Genomic DNA, 18,030 nt, shown 5'->3' on the forward strand with positions numbered 1-18,030 from the left:
AAGGGGAATATCGATGCTAAAGAAAAACGTGGCAGTGTTGATTTGTTTGGTCATGATATGCTCAATTCTTGCGGCTTGCAGCGGTGGGAGCAAGGAGACCAACGATCCAAAAGAAACTGATAAACCAACGAATGCAGCGACAAACAATGCAGGCAGCAAGGAAACAGACCCTCCGAAGGAAGATATTAAAGACAAAAAAATTACGATCAGCATTTATTATCCATTGCCGGATCAGGTGGAGAACCGCAAGCTGGAAGATGACAAAATCAAACGTTTTAACGAGGTTTATCCTAACGTGGAAATCGTAAAAAGCGACTGGCACTACAACCCAAGCGAAATCGGCATCAAAATGGCAGCAAACGAAGCGCCGACATTTTTCAACACTTGGGCAACAGAAGCTAAGTTTTTGCAGGAGCGCGGCTGGGTAGCTGATATTACGGAGCTGTGGGACAGTTATCCATTCAAGGATCAAATCAACCCTGTGCTGCAAAGCCAATTTATCATTGACGGCAAGGTATTCGGAGTATCTCAGAAAGCCTATGTTACAACTACGGTTGTAAACAAGAAGCTGCTTGACGAGAAAGGTGTACCGATTCCATCGTATGACTGGACATGGGACGATATGTACAATACTGCGAAAGCAGTAGCTGATCCGAAGAAAGGTATTGCAGGTATTGCGCCGATGGGCAAAGGTACAGAAGCAGGCTGGAACTGGACCAACTTCTTGTTTGAGGCAGGCGGCGATGTTCAGACGATCGCTGACGGCAAAGTAACAGCAGCCTTTAATTCTGCGGCAGGCTTGAAGGCGCTAGAGTTTTACAACAAGCTTAGATGGGAAGCAAATGCAATTCCGCAGGACTGGGCACTTGGATGGGGCGATGCTGTCGGCGCTTTCGGACAAAGCCGTACGGCTATGGTTATAGCAGGAGCTGAGGGTGTACTTGAGCAAGCGCTCAACCAAGGCGGCTTGAAGCCAGAAGATGTACTGACATTCCCAATGCCGGCAGCAGAGAAAGGCGGCAAGCATACAGGCGTACTTGGCGGCGATTACCTCGTGATCAACCCAAATGCGACGAAGGACGAACAAGAAATTGCTTTCCGCTATATTACATTCGATTACTTTACCGATAAAGGTCTAGAGTCGCTTGAAACCGATATCCAAAAACGCCAAACAGAAGGCAAATACTATATTCCGCCGCAAATGAACTACTACAGCCCTTCATCGGAATACGGTCAAAAAGCACAGGCTATATTTGATAAATACGATAACGTCTACAAATATAACGCTGAATCCGATTCTTTGCTTGACGGCAAACCTGAAGCGCAATACAACACGCAGGATTACTACGGCGAAGTAACGAATGTGCTGCAAGAGGTTTTCTCCAAAAAAGGTTCAGATCTTCAAGGCCTGCTCGACAAGTCTGCCAAGGTCGTGCAAGAGAAGTTTTTTGATTCTATTAAAGTCGAATAGTTAAACGGATTGATCTAAAGAAAGCCTCCCCAATTCATCTTTAAAGGGGAGGCTTTTTATTATTTTCTAGCTTTCTAAATCTTCTGTTTTCGTATGCACGCTGTCTTCTTCATTATCCCGAATGGTCTTTTGCAAAACGAGGCAAGAAACGATTAAGAAAGCACCGGCAATCGCGTAGTAGCCTTTGACATAAAGCGGCTCCTCTAGCGTGTAAATACCTATATATTGAGCGAGAATGGCAATGATAAAGCCAGCCCAAGCCATGAACGAAAAGGCGGAGGTATTGCGGCTTCTGTAGCCTGGGTTGTAGTCTTTGAGAAACTTATCCTCGTCATTGTCGCGCGCAACCTTCTGCAGAAGAAATGAAGTGATAATTAATAGTATGCCGGTTACAGCGTAATACCCTTGCACAGACATTGGCTGTTTAAGCGTGTAAATACCGATGAATTCGAAGCCACATGCTATAAGAAAAGCTGCCCAAGCCATGAAGATATACGTTGGGGTATTGCGGCGGCGATAAAAATTTGCTGGTTTGCGTACTTGCATCGTTTCCATTTTTTCCATTTGAGAAAGCCTCCCGAATCGATTTGTTGTTCATGTCTTTAGTTTACATCATATGCCAAAACGCAAAAGTACCAACTTATTGTAGTACCAGGTACTAGGGCGTGACTGAAAACCCGTTCAGTGGCACCTTTCACCGCCTTTTCGCCCCCTGCTTCGTTCCGTCTGCTTGACGTACCCCGGTACGCCTTCACAAACGCGCCTTGCATGGAACGAAAATTCAGCAAAATTTGCTGTCTTCAGAGTTCTCAGACATGCCCTAGTAAGAAAGGAATTGACAATGAGAATGATTATCATTAGAATGCTTGTTAATATGCTCTGCAAGGAACCATACATAAAAGGCTGAACCATCATAATCAAGCAGTCGGCTTTTCTTCGGTCGATCTGTGAGCAGCACAAAGTAAACGCTAGAGGAGCTGAACTCGGAAAGTGGAGTGGAATGATCTTATTAGGCTTTGGAACCATGCCTCAATTAAGGTGTTGGATGTTCGTCACCATAAGATGAAACTTGGCGATAGGCTGCAATCCTACCGTCTTCCAGCAAGCGGATTTTTATATACGACAATGGGCAGCGCAAATGTATGTTTGGACGGTCATCTATATAAGGCGGAGCGATTTCATGTGCTGCATGGGGGCAAAGGAATGTGCTTGGATATAGATAAGCTGGAGGAGGATTTTGATTATTACTTAATCTTATATAAAGCACTTATTCCGCATCCTTGCAGGCAAGAGATTTTATCACTTATAGAAAATAACAACCCGTTCCAAATGCAATATGGCTTCGCCCCGCAATACCCAATCTCGCTGTTTCGAATTGTTAACGTAATGGTACAGGAGTGGCAAATATCGCATTCTTTGGAGAGGTTTCATGTCAATACGTTATTTCATCAATTTGTTTATGAGGTATTCATTCAGCTGCAAAAGCAAGACATATCTCTATCGAAGCCCGACCTAGCAGCTCAAGCGCTTCGTTATATTCATGATCATTATATGGAGCCGATTACGCTTGAGCAGTTGGCGCAGACCTTAAGCTATAGCGCCAAAAACTTGTCCAAGGTGTTTAAAAAGGAAACAGGGCATAGTCTTATTGATTATGTCATTCAGGTGAGAATTGATCATGCGAAGGAGCTAATGAAAAATACAAGTGCGACCATTCAGGAAATTGCGGAAAGCGTTGGTTATTCCGATCGCTTATATTTCACACGGATATTCAAAAAGGTTGCTGGCGTTTCGCCAGGCAGGTATAAAGACAGTTTGAGAAATGCTAGAAGCGGGGCAAATCGTCTATATAGATCGAGCCGATTGTCCATTGTTCCAGGGAGGCTCCGGCGTTACAATGTGTATCGTTATGATAATCATTATCAATACAAAGGAGAGAATCAAATACCCATGTACAAAGGATTGAAATTATCAATGGCGGCAACCTTATTGTTTTGTTTTGCCTTATTTGTGAGCGCATGTTCTACGGGGACGTTAAATACAAATACGACAACCGTGGAATCAAAATTAACGACGAAGGGGGAAGCAGCTCCTTCCAATAAGCCGCAATCGGAGGCTCAGACTAGAGTAATCACAACGATAAAAGGTGATATCGAAATTCCTTCGCATCCCGAACGGATCGTTGTTGATCTGTACTTGGGCAGCTTTATTGCACTAAATGTCAAACCAATCGGTACGCCAGAATTGAATTTGAAAAATCCGTATTTTTCAGAGGCGCTTGCAGGCGTGGAGAATATTGGAGAATACGAGAGTGTATCGCTAGAGAAAATAATAGATTTGCAGCCGGATATGATCGTTACAGGAAATGAAGCAGCTTATGAGCAGTATAGCAAAATTGCACCGACGATCGTTGTTCCTTATGGCGAACTAAAAAATACGCATCAAGAATTGACCTATTTCGGTAAATTGTTAGGGAAAGAGGCAGAAGCGGAAGCATGGTTAGCTGATTACGACCAGCGTATTGCAGCAGCCAAAGCAAAGGTTGAAAGTGTTATTCCAAGTGATGCTGTGTTTTCAGTCATGCAGGATTGGGGAGGGAATACGGGCGTATTCGGCGATAATTTCGGCAGGGGCGGACAAGCAGTCTATCAAGCACTTGGACTTAAGCCGCCAGCTAAAGTAGCGGAGCAGCTGATGAAGGAGCAAATTGTTGAGGTTTCTGGAGAGAAGCTGTCTGACTTTGCTGGCGATTATATTATATTAACGTCTGATACGCTAACGCTTGCAGATTTGAAAACCGAGCCGATTTGGAAGCTGATTGATGCAGTTAAAAATGATCGCGTCTATATTTGGAGTAAGGAACGCTCATGGTATTTTGATCCGATTGCTACGCTATCACAGACAGAGGAACTAGCTAATTGGCTCGCAGGTGCGAAATAAACGAATCGTTGAAAGCATGGATAGAGATAACAAAAGTCAGTTTTGTACAAAGAAATGGTGACTTTTGTCCATTGTCACAATGAGTATGGTATCCTAAACTTTAATAAGTGATAGTGATAATCAATATCAAAAAATAAATTGATCATGACTGACGTTTGGAGGAAAATGATGAACGAACAATTGGAGCTCTATGATGTAACGATAATTGGTGGTGGCCCAGGTGGGTTATATACCACTTTCTATAGCGGCATGCGCGATTTAAAAACGAAATTAATTGAAGCGCAGGATCAACTCGGCGGACGAATGCTCACTTATCCTGAGAAAATTATTTGGGATGTAGGCGGGGTAACACCGATTCGCTGCGAACAATTAATTGCGCAATTGATCCAACAAGCCAAAACCTTTGATCCGACGATTGTGCTCGGACAACAAATTACGGACTATGAACGATTGGCTGATGGAACTTTTATGCTGACTTCATTAACTGGAGAGAAGCATCATACAAGAACGGTCATAATGGCAATTGGTTACGGAATAAAAAAATTAGCGAAGCTGGAGATTGAAGGGGCTGACCGCTATGAAGTAACGAACTTGTACTATACCGTACAGGAGCTGGAAAAATTCCGCGATAAGCGAGTGCTCATTTCCGGCGGCGGCGATTCCGCAGTAGATTGGGCAAATGAGCTGGAATCCATTGCAGCCAGGGTAACGGTCGTGCATCGCCGTGACAGCTTCGGCGGGCATGAGAGAAATGTTTCCAGGATGAAACAATCCTCTGTAAATGTTCTTACGCCTTATCAAGTGCTTGCGCTTCATAGCAGTAATGGGGAAAGTATCGAGAGTGTAACAATTGCACATATGGAAACGGAGGAAAGCAAGCAGATTGAAGTCGATGCTGTCATCGTCAATCATGGAATGAAGAGTGATTTTGGACCCATCCGTGATTGGGGTCTTGATATGGGAGTATGGAATGCGAACGTTGGGGAGCGGATGGCTACTAATATTCCGGGCATCTTCGGCGCAGGCGATTTCGCGAGCTTTGGCAGCAAGGTTGGACTTATTGCAGGAACGTTCACGGACGGCGTCTTGGCACTCAACAGCGCGAAGCTGTACATGGATCCGGAAGCTCCAGAGATGGCTTATGTTTCTTCTCATAACGAACGTTTTAAGGAGAAAAATCGGGAGCTTGGCGTAGTAGAAGAAGAATAGTATACCGTTTAATCAGAAAACATGAGCTTCACAGCCATCAGCAGGTTACCCATATAAGAATAGAACCCCTCTGTCTAAGACAGAGGGGTTTTTGCATGCCTATACACTTCGTAATATAACACCTATTATTTCTAGAAATGCACATCGATATGTAAGCGATTCCAAATTATGATGAAAGAGAATGAAGGATTTACATAAGCGAGTGCTTTCGGGATACGTTTGCACTTGGATACCTTTGGGGAGGTTTGTGCAATGAAACGTGCAAGGTCTATACTGGCATTCATGCTGGCGCTGCTGCTTATGCTTATGGCGGTACCGGTCTATGCGGATGAGACGGCAGTAGTATCGGAAGGCGGGGGCCAGCCCGAGGCGGCAGTGTCATCCGTTACGGAATCAACCTACGTTCGCATCCAGAACAAATGGCAAAGCAATTATTTGTATGAGGATGAAAATGGTATCGTGCGGTACGGTTTTCCAAGCTATGAAGATGAATCCTCGCAATGGCTCATTGAGGAGCATGATGGCAATAAGCGAATTCAAAACCGTGCAACCGGACATTACATTACGGTCTCAGAGGTTGGGAAGCGGCGCGATGCACTGACCAGCCGTGAGATAACGGAGAGTACGCTTGCAGACCAATGGACCATTCATGCGTCCAGCCGCGAGGGTTATGTGGTCATTAAAAGTGCAACTGTGCCGGAGAATGCCAATCTCGTTATTCATCAAGAGGATTTGCTCGGCTTTGCGGAAGTAAGCAATGACATCAATATAACGTTCGAGAGTCCGCAGTGGGCGCTTGAGCCGGTGGAGTCTGCTGCTCCAATTCGCCTTGCCAACAAGTTCCGAGCAGGACAATATTTGTACGAGGGAGCAAATGGTTTCGTTGACTTTGGCGAGGTGCCTGCTGCGGATCGCGTATCTCATTGGGTGCTTGTCCCGGGAGCAACGCCGGATTCCTATCGGATTAAAAACCGTGCAACCGGTCATTACATTACGCAAGGAATAGACTATGAGCCTATTAAAGCTATCGGACTGGACAACACGAATAAAAGCGAGTGGCTGGTAGCTGGCACAGCGGGTGGAGATTTTATCACCTTCCAAAACGCTGCAGCTTATCAGGAGGTTCCTTCGACCATTTACGTATTGAATACGCAGTTTTCTGATGACAAACATGTACGCTCGAACAGTTGGTCCGTCCTGGATCGAGACAATGCACACTGGCGAATAGAGCTGGCGCCGGATACGCAGCCATACCGTATCGTGAATTTTACAAATGAGAAGGTAGGTACTGCTTATTTGTATGAAGATGCTGGGCTGGCAAAGGTTGGCGCACTGACAACACAGGCAGGCCAGAAGTCATTTTACCAGTGGGTAAGGGAAGATTTTAACGGCAAAAAACGGCTGCGCAACCTAGCAACTGGTCATTATGTTACGCGTGCAGGAGTTAATGAGATCAGCGATCCGCTTAAGGTATCTTCATTAACGGAAAGCTCTGCAGAGGATCAATGGTCCTTTAGCAAATCAGCCATTTATGATGACTATCAAAGCATTCAGAGCTATGTTGGCCAAGGCGAATATTTGCATATTCAAGACAATACGGGCGCAGCCCAGGCAAGTACAATTCAGCCAAATGAGAATGCGGCGCAATGGTTGTTTGAAGACCCGGCATTTAGCGGGGATGGCTCGCCGCAATATATTCGAATTCAGAATGAATGGCAAAATTTCTTCTTATACGAGGATGCAGCAGGACAGCTAAAATACGGCAATGTCTCTGAAGGCGATTATAAGGGACAATGGTTAGTTGAACGTTTTAACGGTCGCAAACGCATCCAGAATAGAGCAACAGGCCACTACATTAATTTGCAAAATATGAAGGATGGACGCATGGATGTGTCTGAGGTGGCTGATGACTGGACGAGTGCGATTTGGGTCATCGAAGATGTCGGCGGCTCAAAGCTCATTCACAGCTTGCAGGATGCTAATGATGTTATTGGACAACAAAAGTATATTAGCTTGCAAAATCTGACGAAATACGCGGAATACGGCGTAATTAATCCAGGATGGGGAAGCCCTAAATGGAAGTTTATACCTGTGACAGACGCGGCGTTAACGAATGTAAGACTTAAGAACAAGCAAACCGGCAGTTATTTGTATGAAATGACCGCTGAGGGTGATGATCAAGGCAAGGTTAAGTATGGTGATCTTCCAGAAACGGATCTTAGCTCAGTTTGGTATTTGGAACGCACGGGCGATGGACCAACCTCGGTGCGGCTGAAAAACCTCAAGACTGGCCACTATGTGTCAATGGAGCACGTAGGCGGGGATGTTGAAAAGGATGCCCCGACTCAGCAAATTATTGCACAAGGCGGCATTCATGAGAGCTGGGGCAGCGTGAAGTGGAGCATGGAGCCTGGATCTTCTGATAAATTTGTAGTGCTGCGGAGTGGTTGGGCTCGTCATTTTCTATATTCAGATGGTGAGGGATATACGAAAGTGAGCAAGCTTGTTGCTGATTCGGATAGCGCACAATATGCAGTTGAGCCGCTAGCACTTCCAGCGAAGTCTTTGCCAGAGGCTCCGATTCGTATAAAAAACAAGGCGAACGGCCAATTTTTATACGAAAACAATGGCGGAATTGTTCTTTACGGCAACTTGGCAGAGAACAACGGCTACAGTCATTGGATTATAGAGTCAGAGGGCGGGAAACAAAGGTTGAAAAACCGTGCAACAGGACATTACATGACAATGACCGGGGATTATACCTTTATTGAGAGCAAGCAAGCCATTCAAGGCGATGCGTTCTTAGAGTGGGCAGTAGAAAGCACTCCGAGCGGTGCGGAATATATGATTCGCAGCTTGAATGGGAAATACGATGATGAGCTCATTCATGTTCAAAATAATACAGGCTACGCAGAACGTGGATTGTACCCAGCATCATTTGGATCGGTGCAGTGGACGTTTGAGAATGCGCCGGAGCAATTCGAGACGCCGCCAATGGGCGAGGAGAAGACGAATGACACGGCTACCCCAACATTTGACGACACGAACTATATTCGTATTAAAGAAAAGTCAGGCACAGGCTATTTATATGAAAACAGCGGCAAGGTGCTCAGCGGCTCAGTGAGGGAAGATAACGCAAGCTCCCAATGGCTGCTTCAGGATTTCAACGGACGGAGGCTGTTGAAAAACAAAGCTACCGGACATCTATTGACGCTACAAGCAGATGGTCTGGCGGCAATCGCGGGTGAGGCTAGAGGCATTGATGCGGCACAATGGACGATTGAGGATCGTGCTGGCTATAAACGGATGATAAATGCTACGCAGAAAGACGGATTGCTGCTGCTAACGGCTGGCAAGCTGCAATACGGTACGCCGAGTCAATCGGATGAGGCACTTTGGCAGTTTGAGCCCGTTGCCTCCAATCAGCGATATGAAGCAGAGAACGCTTTTTTGTCTGGCAGCATTAAGGTAAGTAAGGAGTTAACAGGCTTTAAAGGTGCTGGGTACGCTGGGAACTTCACTGAAACGGGAGATAAAATCAGCTTTACCGTTCATGCTGGGGCAGCAGGCAGCTATTTAACGGAGCTTCGTTACTTGAACGTCACCGATGCGCCAAGCAAGCTTAGCCTTTATGTGAATGGCATACGGATCAAACAAGTGGCGTTTAATGCAGCAGGAGAAAAACAAAGCTGGTCCGAAGCGGTTATTGAAATGCAGCTGCGCAGCGGGATTAATACGATTACGCTGCAAAAGGATTCAGCGGATTCAGGGCAAGTATGGCTCGATAGCCTTCTAGTCAGACAAAGCATCGGCATTGCTTACCGCGGAGCGACAGTTCCGTACATTACCTATGAAGCGGAACATGGATTAACGAACGGTGAGCTGATTGGACCGTCGCGCAGCTATCGCGAAATCGCTTCTGAGGCATCGGGCAGGCAGGCGGTTAAGCTGGTAGATGAAGGTGATTATGTACAATTTACATTAGCGAAGGCGGCTAATTCACTTGTGCTGCGTTATGTCATACCAGACAGCGCAGACGGGGCTGGTCGAAACGAAACGTTGGGCCTGTACGTAAACGGAGAATTTAAGCAAAATTTAGAGCTTAGCTCAAAACATGGCTGGGAGTACGGCAGCTATCCATGGTCTAATGATCCAAAGCAGGGCAATGCACATCGTTTCTTCGATGAAATACATGCTTTGATCGGTGATATTCCCGCAGGAGCTACGATCCGTTTGCAAAAGGATGCTGAGAATGCGGCAGATTATTATGTTATTGACCTTGTCGATATGGAGCAGGTGGAAGGTCCGTTTGCAAAGCCTGATGGATTCCTGTCAGTTGCCGAATTCGGAGCTGTACCTGGCGATGGCATTGATGATTCGGCAGCGTTCCATTCTGCAATGAATGCAGCGAAAGAACAAGGGAAAGGCGTATGGTTCCCTCAAGGGGTATTTGAGCTTAAGACGGATGTGATTGAATTGGATCAAATCACGATTCGCGGTGCAGGGATGTGGTATACATCGCTGATCGGTGCTAGGTTTATTGGCAAAGGCGCTAATATTGGCGTATATGATCTACTCATCGACGGCGACCTGAATATTCGTGATGATGAAGCGTTGACCCATGCTTTTTATGGCGGCTTCGGTAAAGGCTCGGTCATTCAGAATGTTTGGGTCGAGCATTCAAAAACAGGGCTTTGGCTGTCCAAGGTAAGGGGCAGCGACGAAATAACGGATGGCCTGCATATGGTTGGCCTTCGTTTGCGCAATTTGATGGCCGACGGCATCAACTTCTCCGTAGGCACGAGCAATAGTGTGATGGAGCAATCGGATATCCGATATCCAGGCGACGATGGTTTGGCGATGTGGTCGGCGGAAGGACGCGCAAGCATCAACAATACGGCGCGTTTTAATACGGTGGCTTTGCCTTGGCTGGCCGATAACTTCGTTATTTTTGGCGGGCAAGACAATAAGCTTCAAGATAACATCGGTACGGATACCATTACGAACGGCGCGGGCATTGCCGTATCGACACGCTTTAATCCTGTGGCATTCAGCGGCACAACGGTTGTGGAGCGCAATACACTGGTTCGTACGGGCAGCGCCGACTCTGCGTACAACATTAATCTAGGTGCGATTTGGATTTTCGCTGGCGAGAAGGATTTGAACGGCGAGGTCATTGTACGAGACAACGTCGCACTCGACAGTACGTATGCCGGTTTAATTGTACACGGCGGAGGATTTAGCATTGATCGTGTGAAGCTGCAAAATATCGTGCTCGACGGAATGGGTACAAACGGAATAGATGTGACAAGCGGGGTGTCGGGCAATATTCAGGTGGATAATGTCATTGTGCGTGGCGAGCGGATAGCGACACTAGCAAGCTCAAATGATCAATTATCGTTCACCGAGCAAAATGAAGGTTTTGCCAATCGTCCGAAGCCATTCCGCATAGCTCTTGAGAATGGCGATAGAGGACCGCTGTCGTTGACTTTGGGTGATACAAAAGCCATAAAGGTGTTTGATCAAGCAGGCGTCGATGTCACAGCGGATGCGATCATAACGATTGCGCAAGCAGACATTGCAGCTATTAGTGAAGATAGACAGCTTCGCGCACTAAAAATCGGCCAAACGGCACTTACTGTGTCTCATGGCTCGCAAAGCAGAGTGTATACGGTGGAAGTGAAGGCGGTCGTTGTGCCAGAGGAAGGAAATGAAGGCAGCACTGACGGTTCAGGTTCAGGCCAAATCGGCGGTGCGATTAATACAGCGCAAAATGACAGCAAGCTGAAGACAGATGCCGCAAGCAAGCTTGAGCGGATCATCTTCGCCAAAGGTGCGTTAACATCAAATGGAGAACTCTCCTTCTCCGCACAAGCTCTTCTTGACGCGCTTAAGAGCAGTCCAAATGCGGTAGTCGTCATTGAGCAGGGTACAGCGTCGTATGAATTCCCGCTGGCGCTTGTAAACGGCGTTCTGGAGGAGGCAAAGCTTGCGAATAACGGCAATCTAATTGTAACTTTCTCAATCAAGCCGGTTAGTCAACTAGTGCTTGATAACATTCGAGCTAAAGCCAAAGCTGCAGGTTTAGAGCTTGCTGGTGATCCTGTTGATTTTATTATTTCCGTCTCGGATGGAAGCACATCAGCAGAAGTACACAGCCTTGGCGGCAAATATGTGAAGCGTACGATGACAGTAGACCGTGAACTGGATGCCAAAACAGCAACAGCGCTCGTATTTGATCCGGCAACGGGAGCTTTCCGTTACGTTCCGTCTTTGTTCCGATCAGCTGAAGGGAAAACAACTGTCACCATTTTGAGTACTAGCAACAGCAGCTACGTAGTCGCTTTAAATCCCAAAACTTTTGCAGACATTAGCAGCCACTGGGCAAAATCGAATATTGAGCTGCTCGCTTCCAAACAAATTGTGAGTGGTACAACGGCGTCGAGCTTTGCTCCTAACCGTACAGTTACGCGCGCCGAGTTTGCGGCAATGCTTGTAAGAGCGCTTGGCCTCCAAAATAGTGGAGGAAAGCAGGCGTCGGCGTTCAGCGACGTTGCGCCGGGCGCTTGGTATGCGGATGCAATTGCAACAGCTGCAAGTTTTGAACTGATTAAAGGCTTCGAGGATGGAACCTTCCGTCCGAATACGACCATTACGCGCGAGCAAATGGCAGTGATGGCAGCAAGCGCATTAAAATTTGCGGAAGCAGCAGGAGCTAACGTCAAGAAAGAAGTTAATGAAGCTGTCAGCTTTAAAGACGAAGCAGCTATACATGGCTGGGCGCTTGATGCGGTGACTCGGGTTGCAGCAGCGGGTATATTGGAGGGCAAAGGAAATCAATCATTCCTGCCTCTAGATCTAGCAAGCCGCGCCGAAGCAGCAGCGATGATCACACGGTTATTGCAGTTCGTAGAGCTGCTGGATAAGTAATATGCAATGAAAAACGGTGTCAACCTGTCCCGCGAGGGCTAACAGGGCGACACCGTTTTTTTGTATAACTTAGCGTTTTCTAAGTAGAAAAAACTCGCATTCTTTTCGGTTATGATAGGCAATATCGCTTACCCCCGATTGTGTCACAATCGTGCTATCATCATACCGCACAACCAGCGAGCTGGCATCGATGAGCTGATTGTCTTGAAACACGCGAATGCGCTGCTGCAGTTCGATAACCTCTTCAAAGTCCTGATCGGTGCTGAGTCGTCGATTAATGGCCATATATACTCCTTTAATACGGAAAATGATTTCTTATAGTCTATCCCATGTTAGATCGTGTTGCAAAGTTGTCTTTGTTTCTCTTTGTCCCCTCAGGGCAACCTATGTTACATTGTATTCACGAAAAACGAATTGTCAAAAGGAGAAGGAGATCCGAGTATGTCCATCCGCGTTCGGCTGCTATTGTCCTACAGCTGTATTCTTATCGTTACGATCGTATTGTTTCTTGCCGCTGCTCTGCTCTTTGTAGTAGCGATAACAGGCGATGTGCGAAGCGTAAAGGACTTTTACAATATTCATTATTCCGTTAATCCATTGTCTGAGCAGGAGGAAACGATTTTCCTTGATCTAAAGTATTTGGCGAAAAATGAACCCGACTCGCTTCTTGATCATACACTGCTCGATCGATATAATTACAAGCTTCGTTCGGTTCAAGCGGAGCTGGTTATAAGAAAAGGCGACGAGGCGATATATTCGTCCTTGTCCGTAAAACAGCCCCAATTCATCACGTTTTTGCCTGACTATGAGATGGAAAACAATGCAATCCGCAATACCCTGCAAATAGGGGACCATTTTTATGCTTATGCGAAATTTGATTTTCGTTTTCCAGATCAATCCAAGGGAAGCGTGCTCGTTGTAAGGGAGCGCAGTCCGTTTGCAGAGGTTGTTCGTACACTGTTGCCTATTATATTAGGCGTGCTGTTTATCGTGCTTCTGCTCATGAATATGCTGCTTTATTATTTTTTGACGCGCAGTATAATAAAGCCGCTTGATCTGCTTCGGAAGTCGACAGAGCGCATTAAGGAAGGTGATTTGGAGTTTGAGCTGCAAGCGGTAGGCAGCGATGAGATTGCAAGGTTAAGCGAAGCCTTTGAAGATATGAGAATGAAGCTGAAGCAATCGGTAGAGAAGCAGCTGCAATATGAGCAAAATCGCAAGGAGCTTGTCGCGAACATTACACATGATTTGAAAACGCCGATAACTTCGATTAAAGCAAGCATTGAAGGCATTCGGGACGGTGTACCGGATACGAAGCAAAAGATGGAGCGTTATGTGAATACGATTTTGACCAAGGCCGAGCATATGGATCAACTGATTGACGAGCTTTTTCTATACTCGAAGCTTGATTTGAAGCAGCTGCCGTTTACATTCGAGGAAATCAGCTTGGGGCAATTCATAGAGGACTATGCCGAGGATTTGCAATTTGATTTGCAAGACAAAGGCATTGCACTGACGTGGGACATTGTTCATTCGGAATCAACTAATGTGCTTGCCGACCGGGATAAGCTGAAGCGGGTTCTAACCAACATTATGGACAACGCCATGAAATTTATGTTGGACGAGCCAAAGCAAATAGGGATATCACTAAGTGTGGAGACTGATTTCGTTAGATTGATGATTAGCGACAGCGGCTCAGGAATATCGGAGGAAGCTCTCCCGTTTATTTTTGAACGTTTTTTCCGCGAGGATCTCTTACGCAGCCAGCAGACCGGTGGAAGCGGCCTAGGACTTGCGATTACGAAACAAATTATCGAAGGGCATAACGGCAGCATTTATGCTGAGAGCAAGCTTGGAGCGGGAACTAGCATGATCATCAAGCTGCCGCTCGCGAGAAGCATAGGAGGACGAACATGACGAGAATTCTCATTATTGAAGATGAAGTGTCGATAGCTGAGGTGGAAAAGGATTATTTTGAGCTGCATGGTTTTTCTGCGGACATATGTTTAACAGGAACAGAGGGGCTCCGCGCTGCTGTAGAAGGTGAATATGATCTGATCGTACTAGATTTGCAGCTGCCAGGCATGGATGGATATGAGATTTGTCGTCAAATCCGTGCGGTAAAGGAGGTTCCTATCCTTATCGTATCTGCCAAAAAAGAAGAGATCGATAAAATTCGCGGGTTAAGCTTAGGGGCGGATGATTATATAACGAAGCCGTTTAGTCCAAGTGAGCTGGTCGCCCGCGCGAAAGCACATTTGCAGCGCTACAAGCGATTGATGGGAAACCGCGATACCAAAGCCTCAAATAAGATCCAAATACGCGGCTTGCAGATTGATGCCTCTTCCCGGCGCGTGTACGTCAACGACCAAGAGGTGCAGTTCACGACAAAGGAATTTGATCTGCTCTCTTTTCTAGCATTGAACCCTAATCATGTATTCAGCAAGCAAGAGCTGTTTGAACAGCTGTGGGGGATGGATTCCCTTGGCGAGATTGCGACGGTAACCGTTCATATTCGCAGGTTAAGAGAAAAAATAGAAGCGGATCCTTCGAATCCGCAATATATAGAAACCATATGGGGCGCAGGGTATCGGCTCACGATTTAGGCGGAGTAAATAGACTATTCCGGTACGCTATAGTTATTTAACCAGTGGAAGGCTCGTTCAGCATCGCTAAAAAATTGTACAGATGGTTTGGTATTGGTTTGCTGCAAGTGATTCAGAATTTCACCATCTTCCAATAGGAATGCGATGGCTTTGCTATGACTCAAAAGGTTTTCATTAAAAAATTTATCTTTCCATGCTTTTTGAACCGAAAAATGGTCGGGTGTATAGCCTTTTCGATCTACTAACAAACGGTATTTTCGCCCCTCTGCCATGAATGGCTGACACGCCTGCTCGAAACCATTAAACCAGTCATTAACATCATCTGTGCTTATTTTTCCAATCAGACGAGTAACAATTAAATCTCCTGAAACGGTTGTGCTAATATTGCGTTCACTCAACTAGATTCATCTCCCTTAGTTACAATTATGTATAACGTTTCCATAATGTCAATAAGGCTGCAACTTGCTGAGGTCGTCTTCTTTTTTGACCAAGTTCTGCATAAGTATGGGTAATAAAGAGTGTGCAGCTTGGTGCGGGAGGGGATCGGATTGGCGAAATGGGGAAGGCGAGGCTGGCATTTTCGAGGATTTGGCGGCAGCCGTATGCAGCTTTGGTCTGGCCGTCCATTCTCTAAAGTAAAATCAGTCACTTGGGGCAGTCGTGGGAGTTCAGCTTCATCAAGGCCAGCACCAAAGAAATGGGGTTCGGGAGCTCGTTCAAGCGCAAGCAGCGGGAAATGGGGCATAAGGCGTCCAGCTGTAAAATACAGCAGCAGCCGAAGCAGCGGCAATGGCGGTTCAGGCGGCATTTGGGGCTCTCGCCCAGCTAAGCCTCGTATAAGACGACGCACAATCTTTATTTTAGCCCTGCTTGTCTTTATGGTTTTTTCGATCCAATCCTTCGTCTATATTGAGAAAAATTTGCGGCCGCCGCTGATGAATATAGCGAAAATCAGAGTAAAGCAAATCGCCACGCAAGCTATCAATAAAGCGATAACCGAGCAAGTAGCGAGCCGATCGGACAGCAGCAACCTTATTGACTGGAAGATGAACAGCAATGGGAAAATATCTGGCTTCATGCTTAATTACGCGGAGCATATGAAAATTACCTCGCAAACGATAAACACCGTACAAAATACATTAAATGAAATGAAGGATATACCGGAGCATATTCCGATTGGGCATGCGCTGGGTAGTGCAATCATTTCCTCATACGGACCAAGAGTACCCGTAAAGTTCGAGCCGGTTGGGGCTGTTAAGGTAGATCTTAGCACGCGTCAGAAGGATGCCGGCATCAATATGATTTTGGTTGAGGTTTACATTCGCATAATAGCGGAGGTTACGATCATTATTCCGTTTGATACCGAGCCGGAGCTGGTCGAAACGGATATTCCGATTTCATATTTGCTAGTAGTCGGCGACGTGCCAATGTACTATTACGACAATACGGGCAAACCTGTAGGAGAGTCGGCTGCGCAGGCGCCAAACATCTCGGTTCCGCTTGGCGAGGGTGCGGGAGGCGGAGTTACATCCAGTCCGCAAAACAACAATAATGGAGAGTCTTCAGGCACTGGAGCATCTAATACAGGACCGTCAACAGAAGCAACGAATGAAGGCTCTAATCATTCTAAAGGTACTAGCCAAGGATCAAATAGTTCGGGAAATTCATCCTCTGAATAGCATACATATAAAAACGACTTTATTGTCTTCTGCAAAGAGGACGATAAAGTCGTTTTATATTTTTTGCTTTAATTTCCGGAACGCATTCGTTTACGCTCGGCTTGCTCCCAGCGGCGCAGCATCGGATATGGATCAAACGACCATTCAATTAAACCGCGGTCGCTGTATACGCCATAATGCAGGTGAGGAGGAAACTTTCCCTGCGTCCCGGGTTTGCCGTAACCAGAGCTTCCTACCCATCCAACAACCTGTCCAGGCTTTACGACATCGCCTATATTAACGGTTTTGTCAAAGCCGGACAAATGTGCGTAATAGTGGTAAAAATTGTTTAGATCACGAATGCCAATTCTCCAGCCGCCGTATGGATTCCAGCCCTGCACCTCAACAATGCCATAACAGGTGCTCCGAACAGGGACGCCATGTCTTACGAAAATATCGGTACCTTCATGGGTACGCCTGCCGCCCCAGCTTCGCCCGGTTCCCCAGGTGCTGTTATAGGCATAATGAGTGCTGATAGGCAGCGGGAATGCATGCTCGAACAAATCAAGCTGGCCAAATGCTTCATAGATTCGGGCGAACTGCTGGATGCGCTGCACTGAACGATTATTTTGATAATACTCCCAAAGTCCGATTGCGAAATCATCATTGGAGATACCGTACGCGGCAACGCGGCTAACAAGTGAATAGAGAAGATCGATGTCGCTTGTTCGTTCCGCTTGTCCATTCCCGTCACCATCGCGGCCAATCCCGTTAAAAAAGTTGATCGATACCGGCGAGCTGTCATCCGTATTCGGATTGAGCGGGCCGACCCAGCGTTCCTGGTCGATAAACACGCCAACGGTGTTCCCAAGCATTGGACGAGCCTTTGGACGTGCTTTAGACATGGATCGCTCATACTGATCGATGGCTGCGATCCAGAACCAAGGCACTTCGGTAAATAAGCTTAATTTGTCATACAACCCTCTTCTAACGGAAAAGGGATCGGTCTCAGCATCGACTGTTTGCTCATGGGCCTTATCAGTTTGTTGTTTGACAGCAGGAGCTGCTCTTACAGAACTGACGGGCGTGACAATGAACAGAGAAGCTGCGGTTATTGCTGCAACAATAGGAATAGTCAGTTTCAAACGTCTCACCCTTCCAAAAGCATGACGGTTATAACGTTATGTTTTGCAAATCATTGGTTTTTATACGAAAC

11 protein-coding genes and 1 pseudogene are annotated in these 18,030 nt (G+C 46.4%); 7 read left to right on the plus strand and 5 right to left on the minus strand.

From position 1 onward, the window contains the following. The first annotated feature begins 13 nt into the window (after positions 1 to 13). Positions 14 to 1,471, plus strand: coding sequence for an ABC transporter substrate-binding protein (locus AB4Z45_RS08180; RefSeq protein WP_339207482.1), 1,458 nt, complete (start codon positions 14 to 16; stop codon positions 1,469 to 1,471). A 66-nt stretch (positions 1,472 to 1,537) separates the two neighbouring features. On the opposite strand, the gene AB4Z45_RS08185 is transcribed toward AB4Z45_RS08180, so the two are convergent. Both AB4Z45_RS08185 and AB4Z45_RS08190 read right to left on the minus strand, forming a co-directional pair. After that, positions 1,538 to 1,735 carry a YiaA/YiaB family inner membrane protein gene (locus tag AB4Z45_RS08185; RefSeq protein ID WP_256711064.1) on the minus strand — a complete coding sequence of 66 codons (198 nt, stop codon included), beginning with the start codon at positions 1,733 to 1,735 and terminating at the stop codon, positions 1,538 to 1,540. 84 nt (positions 1,736 to 1,819) lie between these two features. Next, a pseudogene (locus AB4Z45_RS08190) lies at positions 1,820 to 2,035 on the minus strand (YiaA/YiaB family inner membrane protein); the annotation flags it as partial. Between the two features lie 426 nt (positions 2,036 to 2,461). Here AB4Z45_RS08190 and AB4Z45_RS08195 point away from each other — a divergent pair. The 3 genes from AB4Z45_RS08195 to AB4Z45_RS08205 all read left to right on the plus strand — a co-directional run bounded on the left by AB4Z45_RS08195 (position 2,462) and on the right by AB4Z45_RS08205 (position 12,550). Then, a complete protein-coding gene (locus AB4Z45_RS08195; RefSeq protein WP_441908657.1) occupies positions 2,462 to 4,411 on the plus strand; it encodes an AraC family transcriptional regulator in 1,950 nt (649 codons plus the stop codon). A 168-nt stretch (positions 4,412 to 4,579) separates the two neighbouring features. Next, positions 4,580 to 5,620, plus strand: coding sequence for an NAD(P)/FAD-dependent oxidoreductase (locus AB4Z45_RS08200; RefSeq protein WP_441909074.1), 1,041 nt, complete (start codon positions 4,580 to 4,582; stop codon positions 5,618 to 5,620). 252 nt (positions 5,621 to 5,872) lie between these two features. Next, positions 5,873 to 12,550 carry an S-layer homology domain-containing protein gene (locus AB4Z45_RS08205; protein ID WP_441908659.1) on the plus strand — a complete coding sequence of 2,226 codons (6,678 nt, stop codon included), beginning with the start codon at positions 5,873 to 5,875 and terminating at the stop codon, positions 12,548 to 12,550. 69 nt (positions 12,551 to 12,619) lie between these two features. Here the strand turns inward: AB4Z45_RS08205 and AB4Z45_RS08210 are convergent, their stop codons facing one another. Beyond that, positions 12,620 to 12,835 carry a hypothetical protein gene (locus AB4Z45_RS08210; protein WP_441908660.1) on the minus strand — a complete coding sequence of 72 codons (216 nt, stop codon included), beginning with the start codon at positions 12,833 to 12,835 and terminating at the stop codon, positions 12,620 to 12,622. Positions 12,836 to 12,991: 156 nt separating this feature from the next. Here AB4Z45_RS08210 and AB4Z45_RS08215 point away from each other — a divergent pair, with 156 nt between their 5' ends. Both AB4Z45_RS08215 and AB4Z45_RS08220 read left to right on the plus strand, forming a co-directional pair. Further along, positions 12,992 to 14,467, plus strand: coding sequence for a sensor histidine kinase (locus tag AB4Z45_RS08215; protein ID WP_441908661.1), 1,476 nt, complete (start codon positions 12,992 to 12,994; stop codon positions 14,465 to 14,467). Next, positions 14,464 to 15,156 (plus strand): response regulator transcription factor, encoded by a 693-nt coding sequence (locus AB4Z45_RS08220; RefSeq protein WP_076271018.1) that lies wholly within the window; start codon positions 14,464 to 14,466, stop codon positions 15,154 to 15,156. The genes AB4Z45_RS08215 and AB4Z45_RS08220 overlap by 4 nt, the downstream gene beginning before the upstream one ends. Before the next feature lie 14 nt (positions 15,157 to 15,170). Here the strand turns inward: AB4Z45_RS08220 and AB4Z45_RS08225 are convergent, their stop codons facing one another. Then, positions 15,171 to 15,554 (minus strand): STAS/SEC14 domain-containing protein, encoded by a 384-nt coding sequence (locus AB4Z45_RS08225; RefSeq protein ID WP_441908663.1) that lies wholly within the window; start codon positions 15,552 to 15,554, stop codon positions 15,171 to 15,173. 150 nt (positions 15,555 to 15,704) lie between these two features. Between AB4Z45_RS08225 and yunB the strand changes: the two genes are divergently transcribed. Continuing rightward, positions 15,705 to 16,835: a sporulation protein YunB gene (gene yunB, locus AB4Z45_RS08230; protein ID WP_441908664.1), complete on the plus strand. Its 1,131-nt coding sequence runs from the start codon at positions 15,705 to 15,707 to the stop codon at positions 16,833 to 16,835. A 68-nt stretch (positions 16,836 to 16,903) separates the two neighbouring features. On the opposite strand, the gene AB4Z45_RS08235 is transcribed toward yunB, so the two are convergent. Next, complete coding sequence (locus tag AB4Z45_RS08235; RefSeq protein ID WP_441908665.1) at positions 16,904 to 17,959, minus strand: M23 family metallopeptidase; 1,056 nt, start codon at positions 17,957 to 17,959, stop codon at positions 16,904 to 16,906. Positions 17,960 to 18,030 lie beyond the last annotated feature (71 nt).

This window comes from Paenibacillus sp. MCAF9 (genome assembly GCF_052114265.1).
GTDB lineage: Bacteria > Bacillota > Bacilli > Paenibacillales > Paenibacillaceae > Pristimantibacillus.